The sequence below is a fragment of the Sphingobacteriales bacterium genome, from assembly GCA_016711285.1.
Lineage (GTDB): Bacteria > Bacteroidota > Bacteroidia > Chitinophagales > UBA2359 > JADJTG01.
In genome coordinates this window covers 138,797-155,843 of record JADJTG010000016.1, presented here as the reverse complement: position 1 = coordinate 155,843, position 17,047 = coordinate 138,797, and the positions used below count along the sequence as shown (strand labels likewise).

The following is a 17,047-nucleotide window of genomic DNA, read 5'->3' as shown; positions in this document are numbered from 1 at the left end:
TTCGGTAGTGAGCAAAATTTTTTGTATTTTTGTAAATAGATTTTCCACATTTCATTACTTTTTATACAATGCAACAACTTCAATCGTATTTTAAGCAAAACGAACAACGTTTTTTAGATGAGCTTTTTGAATTGCTCCGTATTCCTTCGGTGAGTGCCGACAGTAAATTTGCCGCTGATGTAAGAAAATGCGCCGAACTCGTCAAAAAACGCCTCTTAGATGCCGGTGCTGACACTGCCGAAGTCTGCGAAACCGCCGGACACCCCATCGTATATGCCGAAAAAATAGTGGACAAAAAACTGCCCACCGTATTGGTATATGGGCACTACGACGTGCAGCCCGCCGACCCCTACGAATTGTGGGATACACCACCTTTTGAACCTACCATTAAAAAAACCGCCATACACCCCAAAGGAGCTATTTTTGCCCGTGGTGCTTGTGATGATAAAGGGCAAATGTATATGCACGTAAAAGCATTTGAAGGAATGCTGAACACCGGCACGCTGCCCTGCAATGTAAAATTTGTTATTGAAGGCGAAGAGGAAGCCGGCTCGGTGAGCTTGCCGAAATTCGTAAAAGACAACGCCAAAAAACTCGCCTGCGATGTGGTACTGATTTCCGACACTTCTATTATCTCCAATACTGTTCCTTCTATCACCATCGGCTTGCGTGGTTTGAGCTATGTAGAAGTGGAAGTAACCGCCGCCAACCGCGATTTACATTCGGGCGTTTATGGCGGTGCTGTTGCCAATCCTATCAATGTGCTGTGCGAAATGATAGCCTCTTTGCACGACAAAGACGGGCGCGTTACCCTTCCCGGATTTTATGACGATGTGGTGAAATATACTGCCAAACAACGCGCTGCCATCAACAGCCGCCCTTTTGATATAGATGCTTACAAAAAAGAATTGGGTATTGATGATATTCGCGGCGAAAAAGGCTATACCACCATTGAGCGCACCGGCATTCGTCCTACGTTGGATTGCAACGGCATTTGGGGCGGCTACACCGGCGAAGGTGCGAAAACAGTATTGCCGTCCAAAGCATTTGCTAAAATTTCAATGCGTTTGGTGCCGAATCAAAATCACGAAGAAATCACAAAATTATTTGAAAAACATTTCAAAAGTATTGCACCCAAATCGGTAAAAGTGGCGGTGCGCCCGCATCACGGCGGCGAGTCTTATCTTACGTCCACCGATGGCATTGCTTATCAGGCTGCTGCTCAGGCGATGGAAAGCACCTACGGAAAAACCCCCATTCCTACGTTGGAGGGCGGCAGTATTCCGATAGTGGCTTTGTTTAAAAAAGTGCTAAAAAAAGATGTATTGCTGATGGGGTTTGGTTTGGATACCGATGCGCTCCACTCTCCCAACGAAAACTACGGTTTAGAAAATTTCTACAAAGGCATAGAAACGCTTCCTTATTTTTATCACAATTTTGTGGCACTCAGCTCAAATAAGAAATAAAGATGTAAGTAGTTATGAGTAATTAGTTTTTAGTTCTTAGTTGGCATAAGTATATGATTATCAATTGTTTTTATCAATTTATAAATATAAACTATTTTTGTATAACTAATTATTAAAAATAAAAGACAATAAAAAAGCCTCAAAAAATCCATTGGATTTTTGAGGCTTTTTTGTGCCGTTTTTAAGAATGAAAAATATTTGTAAAGTGCTAATTTTGAATAAAAGTTAAAATGATTTTTTTCAAAAAGCAATCAAAATATAAAAAAAACAGACAGGCGGTGCTTCAGCAAATTAAAGATTTTTAAATATATTTGATGATGCAGAGAACAAACTTTTTTTACAGTTGCCCCTTTGCTTTCATCGTTTTATATAGTTGCCGCACCAAACCATCTGCTACTCCTATTTGCGGAATGACCATTTTTTTCAGCCCGCCCCAAGTCATTACGTTCAAATAAATGCGCGTAGCGGGTACAATTACATCGGCGCGGTCGGGTTTCAGCCCTAATTCTTTCATACGCTCCTCCAAGCTGTAAGACGACAACTCGTCGTATATTTTTTGCAATTTGTTGATGCTCAAAGGCTTGTCGGCAGAATTATTTAAGTACATAGAGCGCACTTTGTTGATGTTGCCACCCGAACCCACTCCCACAATGGGTATATCAAACATTTTTCTTTTTTCCTCCAGCCACGCTTTCATCTCTACCCACTGTGTATGTTCCACCTGTTCGTAGAGCAATCGTATCGTGCCGATATTGAAGGAACGGTTGGCTATGATTTTTCCATCGTGAAACAATACCAACTCTGTGCTTCCGCCGCCTACATCAATATTCAAAAAAGCCTCTTTGGTATGCTGCTGGTTGTTGGCATAGCTGCCGAATACAATAAGCGACTCTTCATTGCCGTTGAGTATCTCGATTTGTACGCCGGTGTGCTCGCGGATACGCTCAATGATGTCATTTCCGTTGGTAGCATCGCGCATGGCGGAGGTGGCGCAAGCGCGATAACCTTTTACTTCAAACACCTCCATCAAATTGGCAAAAGCCTGCATAGTTTTTTCCAGCAGATTTATTTTGTCGTCCATCAGATAACCTTTCACAAATACCTGCTCGCCCAAGCGCAGGGGGGCACGCACCAATACATCTTTGGTAAAAACCGTTTTATCGGGATTGGAGTCGCGCTCGGTGATTTCCATAATCAGGAGGCGCACCGCATTAGAGCCTATATCTATACCGGCGAGTTTCACGTTTTGAATTATTTGGGTTTTATGGCTGCAAACATGAGAAAAACAAGCCACTTTTTATGGTTTTAGATGATTTATTTAAAAAATATTCTGCCAGAGATGAGGAGGTTCAAGCTATTAAATTATATTTTAGCCAGAAATAGCACCTTTTAAATACACACTAAATTTTTTAAATCATAAACAACTCCGCTTTTGACAATGCTTTGTCGGCGGCAGTTACTTTTTTTTGTTTATATATTCGTCTGTAAAATGTTGTTTGTGCTTTGGTTGTGAAAATTTATCAGTGTTATATTCTTTTGAGTTTCCTTTTGGAATAGAAAGCGAAGTCCAATTATCATTACGCAACATTTTTCCGATGAACACAATTTGCCCGATATGATATGGATAATGTGCAAGCTGTCGGTTTATTGCTTCTGTAATCGTATGTCCTTGATTTCGTATAAAAACTTCTTTTGTCAAGTCATTGTCTGTCAATGGATTTATTGCATCAAACAAACAAGCCCAACCTTCATTCCATTTTGCTAAAAGTTCAGTCCTATCGGCAATATCATTATCAAATTCTGCATCTCGGTCTCGCCATTCTTTTTCTCCATCAGTTGTCAAAAAATCTGTCCAGCGAGAAAGCATATTTCCCCACAAATGTTTTACGATGGTTGCAATACTATTACTTTCTTCATTAAATTTCCAAAAAAGTTGTTCGTCTGAAAGTTGAGCAAATGTTTTTTCTCCGAGCATTTTGTAATACTCAAATTGTTTTTTTGCACTCTCTAAAAAGTCGTTTTTCATATTATTTTAATGTTTTTGTATATTTTACCAATAATGATTGAAATTTGGATTTTTTAATGCTCTTGAAAAATTATATATTATTTATATACCAACGAATATCTAAATTTGTTGTATATATTCAAAAATACAAATGTTTTTTTGATAAAAATTATATGAGATTCTTTTTCTGCCAAAAAAAATTTAAACGACTTTCAAAAAAATAAGAGCAAAAAGATATTTGAAATGCGTATTTTTGGATAATTTTCAAAAAAAAAACACCGACAGCGCGAATATGGAAGCCTTAAAAATCGTCATTACGCTTGCGTTAATCATCACCTACATCATTCGCAAAGTGCAGGCATTTGCAGAAGCACAGCAAAGAAAGTCGCTCTCTGCTCCGACCCGCCCGACAGTGCAGGCGGCTCAACCTAGAACTTCCACATTACAAAAAAAATATGCTCAAATTATAAAAGAAGAAAAAGAACTGCGCACAACCAATATGATGCAGGAAGAGGGAAATACCCTAGAAGAAATGGGACTTGAGTTTGAGTTTGAAGGAAGAAGAAACACGGCGAATACAGATATAATTTCTTTTACTCAAAATACTCACAAAAAACATAGCAAAAAGCTGAAAATCCTTTCCGGTTTCCGATTCAACGCCAAACACGCTTTGATTTACGATGCTATTATGAACCGAAAAGATTTTTAAGTAGATTTCTTTTTTTTTACTACAAGCGATACAAGAGCGAAAATTGCACACCTAAACTGTAAACCTCTTTGTCGTTGATACCGATAGAAGCATCTGTCGCTTGTGCGGTAAGATTAGTTTTGCGCACAGAAGCATCAAAAGGAACTTGTGTGAGGCTTCTTTTTCCTACCAATTCCCCTCTCAGGCGCATACGCTCCGACAAATGACTGTCAATACCGGCACGCAATTCCAAACAAGCCCATAAAGAACTGTTGGATATAAATTTTTCGGGTTTTTCAATATAAGTTCTGTTGTCCGACAGGTTCTCGGTGTTTTGCAAGGCATAATATTCAATAGAAACGCCGTCCTCTTGCAAAAGTAAGGGCATATTATTGTCAAACTCCGAAGGGTCGTAGCTGAAAGGCTGCACGGCATAGTGATATAAGCTTCTGAAAGGCGAAAATAAAGCAACACCCGCTGCCATTTCCGGCTGAAAATAGCGATTTTTACCAAAATTATAGCGCACTAAAAACGGAATTTCAAGGCTGTTGTAATTAATACGCAACGATTTTACTTCGCCATTCAGATAGTGCGGCGTATTGACATTTTCAAAGTAATAATTTTTTTCGGTATAATACAAACCGCTTTGCAAAGACCAGCTCGTCGTCAACTGATAGCAAACACTCATACCGGCGGTAGTGCCATAGCGGATTTCGTCGTGACTCAAGCCGCCACCTTTTTTCTGCTCACGCACAGCCGTTTTGGGTGCCGACCAATTACCTAAAAGCCCCAAATCTGCGCCTACTTCCCATTTAGAGGCGGCGCGGCGCGGCGGCAATTCTGGCTTTTGCAAAGGCGAAAGTGTAGCCGTCAGAGGTATTGTCGTCAAGGGCAAAGCAGAAAACAAAGGCGGTATTTCTGCAAGAACGGCGACAGTATTTATTGCTTCACTTGCTGTGGCAGCAGTTGTGGTCATCTCCGACACCGCAGCAGCAGACGAAGACCCAAATGAAGACGCAATACTTTCCTCTGTATGGGTATTTTTTTCTGGTGATGAGGGGCTTGCTGTGGTTGTGTTTTCTTCTATTGTATGCTGGAAGCCGGAAGGCGACAACGAAGAAATGCTTTCAGATGCAGCGGGTTGCAGCAAACTCATTTCGCTGTCGGCTGCTTCATTGAGGACGGGCGGCACTTGGCGAGTTGCTGTCTCTGTTTTTTCAAATGATTGTGCTGCTGTTGCGGGCAAATTTGCTGTTGTTGCGTTATCTTGCTTCGTTGCAATATTATCAGATGCAGTGTTATTGCCGTTATTATGCGGTGTAACAGAGGAAGGGGCAGAAGAAGTGCCGATATTTTGTTCCTGATAAATAGTATTTTGATAAGTAAAACCTATTTTCAAACCCAGTAGCAACAAAGCAGCCACTGCTGCACGCTGCGCCCAACGGCGATAATTTTGGTACTCCAATTGCCGCCGTATGCCGTGCCAGTATTGCTCCTGATAGGGAGCTTCGTAGCCCGACAGTTTTTTGCGCACCCAAGTATCCACTGAATGATGCAAAGACGGATTTTCATCTAAGCGTTGCGCAATTTTATCCCAAGCTCCCTCTTCAAAGGGTGCTTCGTGCTGTGCCAAGTTTTGTTTGAAAAAATCGTCTAAAAAATGTCGGTCGTTCATCATTACTTACAAAAAAGTCAAGAAAAAAATATCGTTTTCAAAAAAGAAGATGACTTGAAAAAAAGCAATAGGTTTAGTTTTTTGAACAAAAATATCTGATATTAAAATTAAATTTCCAACTCGCGCAGCATAGTCTGTAAGCGTGCGCGGGCTTTGGACAAATTGGATTTGGACGCTCCTTCGCTGATACCCAACAATTCGCCGATTTCGCGGTGGTTGTAGCCTTCTATGGCGTATAAGTTGAAAACAGCGCGATAAGCAGGGCTTAGTTTTTGTACCAATTTCAAAATATCTTCTGCCGACAAATTGGCGTGTATATTTTCCTGTTCGGGACTCATATATGCCTGCTCCAATTCCACATCATACTGGTATTTTTTATTGCGCCGATAAGTGTCAATAGCATTGTTAATCATAATACGCCGTATCCAACTCTCCAAAGAATAAGTAGGTTCGTAGCGATGTAAATTATTAAAAACCTTCACGAAACCCTCGCTCAACACATCTTCTGCTTCTTCGCGGTTGCCGGCATAGCGCAAACACACCCCCATCATCTTACCATAAAATACTTCATACAGCCGCTTTTGAGCGACCCGATCATGATGGAGGCAAGCTGTTAAAAGATGCTGTTCGTCTGTCAGTTTCAAGGCAATGTGCATAGAAGATACAAGAGCGATACGCGGAAATGAATTGCTGATAAAAACGTAAAATTAATAAAAACGTTGCTTTGGCGGCAGAAAAAACACGTTTTTTTTACATTTTTGAAAAATGATATACGCTTACTTGCTGTGTTTGTATCACTTTTAAATAATACATTCCGCTTTGAAGATCGCCTGTAAAAATTCCTTGCTGCAAGTCGGTATTTGTAAGGTTTTGTACAATTTTTCCTTGAATATCATACAGAAAAGCGGCAATAACCGGTGCTTCAGAGTAGGTGCTGTGCTTTTGGATATAAATAAAATCTTTTGCCGGATTGGGAAAGAGTAGGGCAGGGGCATCGGAAATTGCGGGTGCAGGCTCAACCGCTGAAGGTATTTCAATGTTTTGATATACTACCATACTGCTGCTATAGAGATCATTTAAATTGCCGCCTCCGACAAAAATTTTTCCGTCAAATTCGCAGACACTCTCTACTTCATTGCCCGAAAACCACCACCGAGCGTGTCAATATTTTCGCCGTCAAACACGCAAATATTAAACGCCTCGTGGGTATGCGTGGAGTCGGTGTTTACTTGACTGAATCCCCCCGTGATATAGAGTTGGTTGTTTACAATATCTAAACTATGTACAAAAAAATAAGGCACTTCTTCACCGGATAATGAAAATCCGGGGTTTACCCACTGTGTGCCGTCCCATTTGGCAATGCCCGAAATGTTGGATGATGCGCCACTCGTCAAAAACTCCCCGCAGGCATACAATTCGTTTTTGTATTCGGTGGCTTTGTAGGCAGGTTTATTAAAGCCACCGCCGAAAGGCAACCATTCAGTGCCGTTCCAGCGTGCGATGCCGTTGCACTGCACACCGCCCGCTTTTTTAAAAGCTCCGGCTACGACAATATCTCCTTCAAACACAGACAAGCCGTGTGGCGCAATGAGAGGAACACCTGCATAAAATTCCGTCAAACCGCTACCCAAAGGTTCCCAATCGCTGCCATTCCAGCGAGCGATATTGTTGTAGCCGCTTTGAGAGCCGATTTTGGTAAAATCGCCCGCCACCACCGGTTGCCCCTGAAACTCCGCTATATCGTAGAGAGTAGCAGGCACTGAAGATCCTAAATTTCTAAAGCCTTTTCCTACTTTTTCCCATTCGTTGAGTTGGCTGTTGAGGCGATACACATAATTGGAGTCTGTGTTAGAGCCATAGAGGGCGCAATAAATTTGATTGTTGATAACTTTGATAGCGTGTCCGGGTGTAGGCAAACCCGCACTGCCCACCTGCTCCCACTGTTCGCCGTTCCATACCGCCACATGATTGGCAGACACGCCGCACAACTCCGTAAAAAATCCGGTTACATACAGCTTACCTTCAAAAGGTGCAAAATCAACCACAAAGCCATTGCCCTGTTCGCCATTTTCGTCGGTACAAAGTGCTTCAAACTGGGCTGATACAGCAAAAGAAAAAAATGAAAAAGAAAAATGGCGTACAAAATTCTCATAATTTTCAACTTGTATTTTAGATGAATAAAAAAAGATAAGACAAAAGTATATCCAAAGCAGTGAAACATACTGATATCGTCATTAAATATGACAGAAAAATGACAAGACATTTTTATTACTGTATTTCGGGGCTTCGGCAGGTTCAGTTCTTGGTTTTACTGGTCAGAAAATTCAATATCTCCCAAAACTAAAAAAAGTTTTTTTTCATATATGTCGATAAAAAAAGCTATCTTTGCACCCTGTTTTATTAAACATATTTTATAACATTTTAAAAAACAAACAAAAATCTCGTGAGCGAATTAGAAAATCCATTATTTAACGAAACGGAGCAGAGCCGTGATTCTGTAAGTCCGCAACCCGAAATCACCAATGAAAGTACGGAGTTGGCACAAGAAGATAATCTGTTCAGGGAAGAAGAACCGATTAAAAAAGCCCCCAAAGAATCTGTTTTAGAATTGTTGGAGAGTGATGAAAAAATTCTCATTTTAGATGATGAGCGCGAACGTTTAAAAAACACCCCCCACGATGCTTTTGACTGGGAAGGCGGCAACCTGCAACGTTTACCTTACACCACCTCGGAAGTGGAGCGTTTGACCGACCAATATGACCGCACTTTCAAAAACATCAACGATCAGGAAATCGTAGATGGCGTAGTGGAGTCCGTTACTCTTAATGATGTGGTATTGAACATCGGTTTTAAATCGGACGGATTGATTCCGCGCTCCGAATTCCGTGATATGCCCGAATTGCGTGTGGGCGACCGCGTAGAAGTGTATGTAGAGCAAAAAGAAAATAAAGACGGGCAGTTGATTTTGTCGCGTAAAAAAGCGCGTTTGGCGCGTGCGTGGGACAAAATCGTGGAAGCATACGCCGAAGGCTATATTGTACAAGGACAAATCAACAGCAAAACCAAAGGCGGCTTGATTGTAGATGTATATGGTTTGGAAACCTTCTTGCCCGGCTCCACAAATTGATGTGCGCCCTATCACCGATTACGATAGCTACTTGGGCAAAACGATGGAGTTTAAGGTGGTAAAAATCAACGAAATCATCAAAAACGCCGTACTCTCACATAAAGCCATCATCGAAGGCGATATGGAACAGCAACGCCAAGACATTATCGGCAAGCTCGAAAAAGGTCAGGTGTTGGAAGGAACTATCAAAAACATCACCGACTTCGGCGCATTCATTGATTTGGGCGGCGTGGACGGCTTGTTGTATATCACCGATATTTCGTGGGGGCGCATCACACACCCGAACGAAGTGCTGGAAAACGGACAAAAAATTAATGTGGTGGTATTGGATTATGACGACAACAAAAAACGTATCTCTTTGGGCTTAAAACAATTACAAGCGCACCCTTGGGACGTTTTAGAACAAAGTATGGTTATCAATTCCAAGGTAAGAGGTCGTATTGTGAACATAGAAGACTACGGAGCTTTCTTGGAAATTACACCGGGTGTAGAAGGATTAATTCACATTTCGGAGGTTTCTTGGAGCAACCAACCTATCAATTCAAAAGAATACTTCAAGTTGGGTGAAATGTACGAAGCCGTAGTGGTTACTTTGGATAGAGATGAGCGCAAAATGTCTTTGTCTATCAAACAACTCACTCCCGACCCTTGGACGAATGTAAAAGAAAAATATCAAACCAACAGCCGCCACACCGGTATCGTGCGCAATATTACTCCTTATGGCGTATTTGTAGAGCTGGAAGAAGGTATCGGCGGTATGGTGCATATTTCTGATCTTTCGTGGACAAAACGCTACAATCACCCTTCGGAATTTGTAAAAGTTGGCGATAATTTGGAGATAGTTGTATTGGATATTGATGAAGAAGGACGCAAAATGTCGCTCAGGCACAAACAAGTAGAAGAAGATCCGTGGGATACTTTTGAAACCTTGTTCCCCATTGGTTCGCAGCATAGCGGTACAGTGATGCGCAAAGACGAGAAAGGTGCTGTTATTGCTTTGCCCTATGGTGTAGAAGCGTATGTGCCTGCCAAACATTTGCGAAAAGAAGACGGCAGCAGTGTACAGGCTGAAGAAGCTTTGCAGTTTGTAATTATTGAGTTCAACCGTGACGACAAACGCATTATTGCTTCGCACAGCGACCTGTTCAAAAAAGAACGCCCTAAAACGGAAGAAGAAGGCAGCCCTCGCAAAGCAGCCCCTAGAAAAGAAGCCACTTCGCAGCAGTCCGCCGACAACGAAAAAACTACTTTGGGCGAGTTAGATGTATTGGCGAAATTGAAACAAAAAATGGAAGCCAACGAAAAAGGATAAATAATCTATCGTTTTCTATATCCCAAATCCCTTGTTTTTGTACGAAAGCAAGGGGATTTTTTTAATTTTATAAAAAAATAAATACCTTTAAAAACAAGATTATAATTTAACTTATTATTCAATTTTTTGCGTTGTAGTGAAATAATAAGTGCCAAAAAATTAAGTAATTCTATAACTGTATAAAAAATTAGGCTATTTTTGTTGTTTTATTAACACATATTATGGCAGCCGCTAAACCCAAGTCAAAACCAAAACAACAAGAGGTACTGTTTCCGCAAATGAGCGACCATCAGTTTAATCAGTTGATGGGCTTAGGAATGGTGTTTGTTGCAATCTGCATTTTCATTGCTTTTTTTTCCTATCTTTCTACATGGAAAGATGACCAAAGTGCCATTTTAAACCAATCGGCTTTTGATTTTCTGTTGAATGGCGAACATATTGTATATAACAGTTTGGGGCGTTTGGGAGCTTTGGTTTCGCATTTATTTTTCTATCGCTTATTTGGTGTTTCCTCTTTTGCACTTGCTGCTCTATTGTTGCTGGCGGGGATAGATTTGGTAGCTCCGCGTTTGCACATTCCTTTGCGTCGTTATACATTTAATGTGGTATTGATGGTGGTAATTCTGTCGCTGGCATTGGGGCATTTCACCAAAGGCAGCGATTTTCCGTATGGCGGCGGCTTCGGCACTGTTTTGGCTTCGGCGATTTACGGCTTTTTGGGTTGGGGCGCACCGGTTTTGTTTGTCTGCCTGCTGGTAGCTCTGTTTTTGTACCTTTTTGGTATCGGTTTAGATGAATTTTTGGCACAAGTATATTGGGTAATACAACAAACTTATGAGCAGTTTATTCAAGTGTTTTTTTCAGGGAAAAAAAACACTTCGGCTACTACCAACAGCACCACATTTACAAAAAAAGAAAAAGCAGCAACACCGGTTGCCGAAACAGATATTGCCGCTGAAGGAGTGGAGGATAACACAATGACACAAATACCCAAGGCAGTAGTAAATGAAGAAATAGATATGCAGGCGGTAAAGAGCAGAGGTAAAAATTTAATAGACGTACTGGCAGAGCAAAATCAGCAGAATAATCCCAAATCATTACACGAAGATTTGATGCTGGACATTGAATTTTCGCGCAAACCTGCGCCATCTTCACCGCAAAGCGATACCACGCCGCCGCCAAAAACCGCCGCTGACAGCAAAGAAACGGCAGATACACCCTTGTTTTCGCCGGAATTACTGAAAGACTACGACCCGCGCGAAGATTTGTCTTATTATACGTTTCCTGCGGTGGAGTTGCTCAACGATTACGGACAGCAGGAAGTGAGCATCAACGAGGAGGAACTGAAAGCAAATAAAAACCTCATCGTAAAAACATTGAGCGAATTTTCTATTGAAATTCAAAAGATAAAAGCAACGGTAGGCTCTACCATTACATTATACGAAATTGTACCTGCTCCGGGGGTGCGCATTGCCCGTATCAAGAGCCACGAGCCGGATATGGCTTTGCGTTTGGCAGCTTTGGGGATTCGCATTATAGCCCCTATTCCGGGCAAAGGCACTATCGGAATAGAAGTACCCAACCACCACAAAGAAGTGGTGTCTTTGCGAAGCATCATTGAATCCGAAGCATTTCAAAACTGCAATTACGATTTGCCCATCGCTTTGGGAACGAGCATCACGCACGGCGATTATATCTCTGACCTCGCCAAAATGCCACATTTACTGATGGCAGGTGCTACCGGACAAGGCAAATCGGTGGGAATTAATGCGATATTGTTGTCGTTGCTGTATAAAAAGCACCCTTCCGAAATTAAATTTGTAATGATTGACCCCAAAAAGGTAGAACTTTCTATTTACGAAAGCATCAAAAATCATTATTTGGCGGCACTGCCAAACGAGGAAGATTGCATTATTACCGACACCAAAAAGGTTATCAATACGCTCAATGCGCTGTGTGTGGAAATGGACAACCGCTACAATTTGCTAAAAAATGCGGCGGTGCGCAATGTAAAAGAATACAACGCTAAATTCACCAAACGCCGCCTCAATCCCGAAAACGGACATCAATATTTGCCCTATATTATATTGGTGATTGATGAATTTGCAGATTTGATAATGACGGCGGGCAAAGATATTGAATTGCCGCTCACACGCTTGGCGCAATTGGCGCGGGCGGTGGGTATTCATTTGGTAATAGCTACACAACGCCCTACCGTAAACATCATCACAGGAACCATCAAAGCCAACTTTCAGGTGCGTATTGCCTTTCGGGTATCTTCAAAAACCGACTCACGCACTATTCTGGACGACAGCGGGGCGGAGCAGCTGATCGGTCGCGGCGATATGCTGCTGCTGGCAGGAGCCGATACCATTCGTTTGCAGTGTGCCTTTGTAGATACGCCCGAAGTAGAGCGCATTATTGCCCATATCACACGGCAAACGGGCTATGGTGCGCCATTTGAGTTGCCCGAATATACCGCAGACGATAGCGGCGGCGGTAAAGATGGGCTGTTGCTGCAAGAGCGCGATGCCCTTTTGATGAAGCCGCCGCCTTGATTGTATCGGCACAGATAGGCTCTACTTCGCTCATACAACGCAAAATGAAATTAGGCTACAACCGTGCCGGACGCTTGATGGATCAATTGGAGGCAGCCGGGTGGTAGGTCCCAATCTCGGCAGCAAACCCCGCGAAGTATTGATAAAAGATTTGATAGATTTGGAGCAGTTTTTGAATAAAATTTCCTCCTGACGGCGCAAAGAAAACACCTTTCCGTATAAAGATTAATGATATTCAGGCAAATCAGAATCAGGGGAAATAATAGCCGGCACTTCTTTGCTTGTTGTATCTTCTTCTTGTTGCACTGCTGTTTTGTTGAGGAGTAAGCCCATCATCATCACCATAGCACTAAGCAAAATAACCTGAATAATCAATGATTTATCTACTAATTCCATATTTAGGGCAGCGGGGATATTTAAAAACAATAAAATTGTAATCAATCCTCTCGGAGCAATAAAGCCGAGCGGCACTACACTGAGTCCGAAAATTTTTACCAATAAAAATCGGAGTAAAAATATACTCGTAACGATTCCCAAAGACCACACAATAGTCTGTGCGTTGAGCAGTTCCTGTGTTTGGATTAAGAAGCCGAATAAAAGAAAAAACAAAGCACGGATTAAAAAAAGCTATCTCTGTGGTGAGGTCTTTAAATTTATGTACCTCTCTGTTCAAAATTTCGGGGTGGAGTTTTTGTATATAATGATTTTCTCTAAAAATATCAAGATTGCCAAGAAACAAACCGAAAAGCAAAATAAATATCAATGCTGGTAAGTGATAAATTTTAGCAATGGCATAAATTAATACAACCATTAAAATAATGGGGGCGTATTTTTATGGTGTTTTATTTTGCTGAGTAGAAATGCAAGAGCCACCGTAGCAATAAAAGTAACCACCAAAATAAGTAGAATTTCAATAATAAAAGTATAGACAGATTGCGTGTTGATATTATCATTGAGCGAAATAAAATTAAAAAATATTACCCCGAATATATCAGACAAACTGCTTTCGTAAGTGATAAATTCCCGTTGTTTGGCAGGGAGGGGTTGCGCACTTGGTATAGCAATAGCACTGCTGATAATCGCCAATGGAATAGCATTGGTAAGTGCAATTTTAAGAGGAATATCATAGATATACTGAATAAGATAAGCAAACCCGAAACTAAACAACAGCATAGGCACCAATGCCATCAGAGCAGTTTTTCCGATAAAGGGCAGTTTAGAACGGTCAATTTCCAACTCTAAGCTACCTTCTAAAACAATGAGAATCAACCCCACCGTGCCGAGTACAGGCAATATAGAAGTTAAGTTAGGAATCGGAACTTGAAAAACGAAGTAGCCTGCTTAAATCCATATCCCAGCGTTAATAATAGTATAACGGAAGGAATTTTGGTTTTAGAAGCGGTGATATCAAATATATAAGCTAATAACAATAATACACAAATAATAATAATAATAGTAGTAGTCATAAAAAGCGGTATAGTTAAAAAAAATGAAAAATATTTAAAACAAATGACCCGATGAATATCCTTCACGGCATAGCTCTTTAAGGTATTTGTTGATACATTCCTTTTCAATGTTGCGAAGTTTTTCAATGATTTTATTTTTCATCTTATCCATTATTGGGCGTACAAATTCACCTTTCCGTCTGCTTTTTTTATCCACCACAATAGCCAAAGCCCGGCTTGATAGTATAAGTTTGTGGCTCACCTTTTTGTATATGGTAATAAAAATCAATTTCGTTGTGCTCGTTTTTTTGTAGGCGAACCGCTTCTATGGTGGTGTTGAGGTTGGTTTCGGGCAGCACCACAGCAATCACATACTGTTTAGAAAAATCAATATCGGTGGGTTTTCCTGCTTCGCCCATCGTGGTTGCCGCCCCGAAAATACTTTGAAACTGTTCGGCAGTTTCAATTTTGGGGTTGTCCAGCGGACTCATGGAGTGCTTGACAAAATAATTTTTAGCTATCGCAAATGAAATATCTTCTTTTGCTGTGGCGGTATTGTTGGTCGCTCCAGCTTCTACATTATCTTCTGCCGTTGGTGAAGCAGAATTTTGTGGCGGAGTAGTGGGTTGGCAGGCAGAAAGGAATACCAACAGCATAATTTGGATAAATTTATTTTCATCATAAAATAAAACAGAGTGCAAAAGTGTAAATATTTTTTTAAATTCATATTTTATGAACACTAATAAAACTATCTTTTTTAGCTATAAAATGGCTACCTTTACAGCCTGAAATAAATACAGAGAGAGTGTATTAGTTTTGTTATGTTTTTCTCATTGCTGCATACAACGACGCTACCATATTATATATGTACTACAACAACAAAGTTTTACTTTTGATTTTAGACGGTTGGGGACACGGCAAAACACGCCGTGCCGATGCCATTGCGAATGCCAATACTCCTTTTGTAAGCAGCTTGTACAACAGCTACAGCAACGCCGAACTCACCACACATGGCGAGGCGGTAGGTTTGCCTTTCGGACAAATGGGCAACTCCGAAGTAGGGCATCTGAATATAGGAGCGGGGCGTGCCGTACTGCAAGATTTGTTGAAGTTGAACCGTGCCGTAGAAGACGGTTCTCTTTTTGAAGAGGAGGCTTTGCTAAATTTGGTTCAATATGCCAAAAGCCACCAAAAGCCGGTGCATCTGCTGGGCTTGGTTTCCGAAGGCGGGGTACATTCACACAGCAGCCACCTCAAAGCACTTTGCGATTTCTTTGTACGGCACGAAGTAGAGAATATATTCATACATGCCTTCACAGACGGGCGCGACACCGACCCGCACAGCGGAGCTGAATATTTGCAGGATATACAAAATCATATACAATTTCACTCCAACATAAAAATTGCTTCGGTAATAGGACGCTACTACGCCATGGATAGGGATAAACGATGGGAGCGCGTGAAGAAAGCCTACGATTTGCTGGCGCACGGTATCGGCACCCCCACAGAGAGCGCGGTGCGCGCGGTGCAGGAGTCGTACCGTGCCGGAGTTACAGATGAGTTTGTGTTGCCTGTTGTATGTGTAGATAAAGAAACACGCCGCCCGCTTACCACCATTCAACAGGGCGATGCAGTGTTGTGTTTTAATTTTCGCACCGACCGTTGCCGTGAAATCACACAATGCCTCACGCAAATGCCTTTGGAGGAATACGGTATGCAGCCTCTGGATTTGTATTATGTGACGATGACAGAGTACGATAAAACTTTTAAAAACGTAAAGGTTGTGCTGGAAGAGAAAAACCTGACCAACACTTTGGGCGAAGTATTGGAACAACATCAAAAAACACAGTTGCGAGTTGCCGAAACCGAAAAATATCCGCATGTTTACTTTTTCTTTTCAGGTGGGCGCGAAATGCCCTTTAAAGGCGAAGACCGCATTTTGGTGGCATCGCCCAAAGTAGCTACCTACGACCTGCAACCGGAGATGAGCGTGTACGAAGTAACCGAGCAAGTATGCAATTATTTAGACCACAACAAACCGAATTTTGTGTGTATCAATTTTGCCAACGCCGATATGGTCGGGCATACCTGGCGTATGGAGTGCCGTTGTAAAAGCAGTTGAAAGTGTAGATGCCTGCACCCGACAAGTAGTAGAGAAAGCCTTATCGCTTCAATATTCCATTTTTATTATCGCCGACCACGGCAATGCCGATTTAATGAAAAATGAAGACGACACCCCCAATACGGCACATACAAAAAATCCGGTTCCCGTATTTTTTGTAGATAATAAATTTCACCCGCGCCTCAAAAATGGCGTACTTGCCGACATCGCCCCGAGTATTCTCCAATTGATGCAAATACCCATACCCGCCGAAATGAGCGGAGCATCTTTATTTGACCTATAAGTTGATCATTTGGGTTGATATTTTTTTATTTAAAAAAATACTGATAATCTTTTGTTTTATATATGTTAAAATATAAAATAATATTTATAAATATATATTGTTTTTTAGTTTTAATATTTAGACATTAGATGTCATTAAATGAAATGTTTTTGAGTGACCTCATTTAAATAAAACAGTCTATTAAAAGTTACGGAATAAGACTTGTCCGGTGTATATTATTTTATACATTTTATTTTTTTGTTATATCAGCTATGTGTATAAATGTTTAATAATCAATATTAAAAATATAGGTTGTGTAGTATATATAATAATAGTCACACAATGCCTATTATTTCAGAAATGCACGTTCTAATTTTGCTTGGTGAT

At 41.2% G+C, this 17,047-nt stretch carries 9 protein-coding genes and 4 pseudogenes; 5 read left to right on the top strand and 8 right to left on the bottom strand.

All coding sequences use genetic code 11. The features are described from left to right. Positions 1-68: 68 nt before the first annotated feature. Positions 69-1,466 carry a dipeptidase gene (locus IPL35_15820; protein ID MBK8444773.1) on the top strand — a complete coding sequence of 466 codons (1,398 nt, stop codon included), beginning with the start codon at positions 69-71 and terminating at the stop codon, positions 1,464-1,466. Between the two features lie 337 nt (positions 1,467-1,803). On the opposite strand, the gene IPL35_15815 is transcribed toward IPL35_15820, so the two are convergent. Both IPL35_15815 and IPL35_15810 read right to left on the bottom strand, forming a co-directional pair. Continuing rightward, a complete protein-coding gene (locus IPL35_15815) occupies positions 1,804-2,709 on the bottom strand; it encodes an ethanolamine ammonia-lyase reactivating factor EutA (protein MBK8444772.1) in 906 nt (301 codons plus the stop codon). Between the two features lie 213 nt (positions 2,710-2,922). Continuing rightward, the gene (locus tag IPL35_15810) at positions 2,923-3,492 is read right to left on the bottom strand and encodes a DUF1572 family protein (GenBank protein MBK8444771.1); all 570 of its coding nucleotides are present in this window, start codon (positions 3,490-3,492) and stop codon (positions 2,923-2,925) included. Between the two features lie 271 nt (positions 3,493-3,763). Between IPL35_15810 and IPL35_15805 the strand changes: the two genes are divergently transcribed. After that, on the top strand, positions 3,764-4,180 hold the full coding sequence (locus tag IPL35_15805) for a hypothetical protein (GenBank protein ID MBK8444770.1): 417 nt from the start codon (positions 3,764-3,766) through the stop codon (positions 4,178-4,180). 19 nt (positions 4,181-4,199) lie between these two features. On the opposite strand, the gene IPL35_15800 is transcribed toward IPL35_15805, so the two are convergent. The 4 genes from IPL35_15800 to IPL35_15785 form a co-directional block, all read right to left on the bottom strand. Continuing rightward, a complete protein-coding gene (locus tag IPL35_15800) occupies positions 4,200-5,837 on the bottom strand; it encodes a PorT family protein (GenBank protein MBK8444769.1) in 1,638 nt (545 codons plus the stop codon). A 104-nt stretch (positions 5,838-5,941) separates the two neighbouring features. Beyond that, complete coding sequence (locus tag IPL35_15795) at positions 5,942-6,490, bottom strand: sigma-70 family RNA polymerase sigma factor (protein ID MBK8444768.1); 549 nt, start codon at positions 6,488-6,490, stop codon at positions 5,942-5,944. A 94-nt stretch (positions 6,491-6,584) separates the two neighbouring features. After that, entirely contained in the window at positions 6,585-6,890 is a 306-nt protein-coding gene (locus tag IPL35_15790; GenBank protein ID MBK8444767.1) for a T9SS type A sorting domain-containing protein, read from the bottom strand. Positions 6,891-6,961: 71 nt separating this feature from the next. Next, positions 6,962-7,879, bottom strand: coding sequence for a hypothetical protein (locus IPL35_15785; GenBank protein MBK8444766.1), 918 nt, complete (start codon positions 7,877-7,879; stop codon positions 6,962-6,964). A 509-nt stretch (positions 7,880-8,388) separates the two neighbouring features. Here IPL35_15785 and rpsA point away from each other — a divergent pair. Continuing rightward, positions 8,389-10,273, top strand: a pseudogene (gene rpsA / locus IPL35_15780) (30S ribosomal protein S1). Positions 10,274-10,578: 305 nt separating this feature from the next. After that, positions 10,579-13,024: pseudogene (locus tag IPL35_15775) on the top strand (DNA translocase FtsK 4TM domain-containing protein). Positions 13,025-13,056: 32 nt separating this feature from the next. Here the strand turns inward: IPL35_15775 and IPL35_15770 are convergent. Further along, positions 13,057-14,297: pseudogene (locus tag IPL35_15770) on the bottom strand (sodium:proton antiporter). Positions 14,298-14,485: 188 nt separating this feature from the next. Next, positions 14,486-14,932 carry a hypothetical protein gene (locus IPL35_15765; GenBank protein ID MBK8444765.1) on the bottom strand — a complete coding sequence of 149 codons (447 nt, stop codon included), beginning with the start codon at positions 14,930-14,932 and terminating at the stop codon, positions 14,486-14,488. Positions 14,933-15,141: 209 nt separating this feature from the next. Here IPL35_15765 and IPL35_15760 point away from each other — a divergent pair. Then, positions 15,142-16,681 (top strand): annotated as a pseudogene (locus IPL35_15760) (2,3-bisphosphoglycerate-independent phosphoglycerate mutase). The last annotated feature ends 366 nt before the right edge of the window (positions 16,682-17,047 follow it).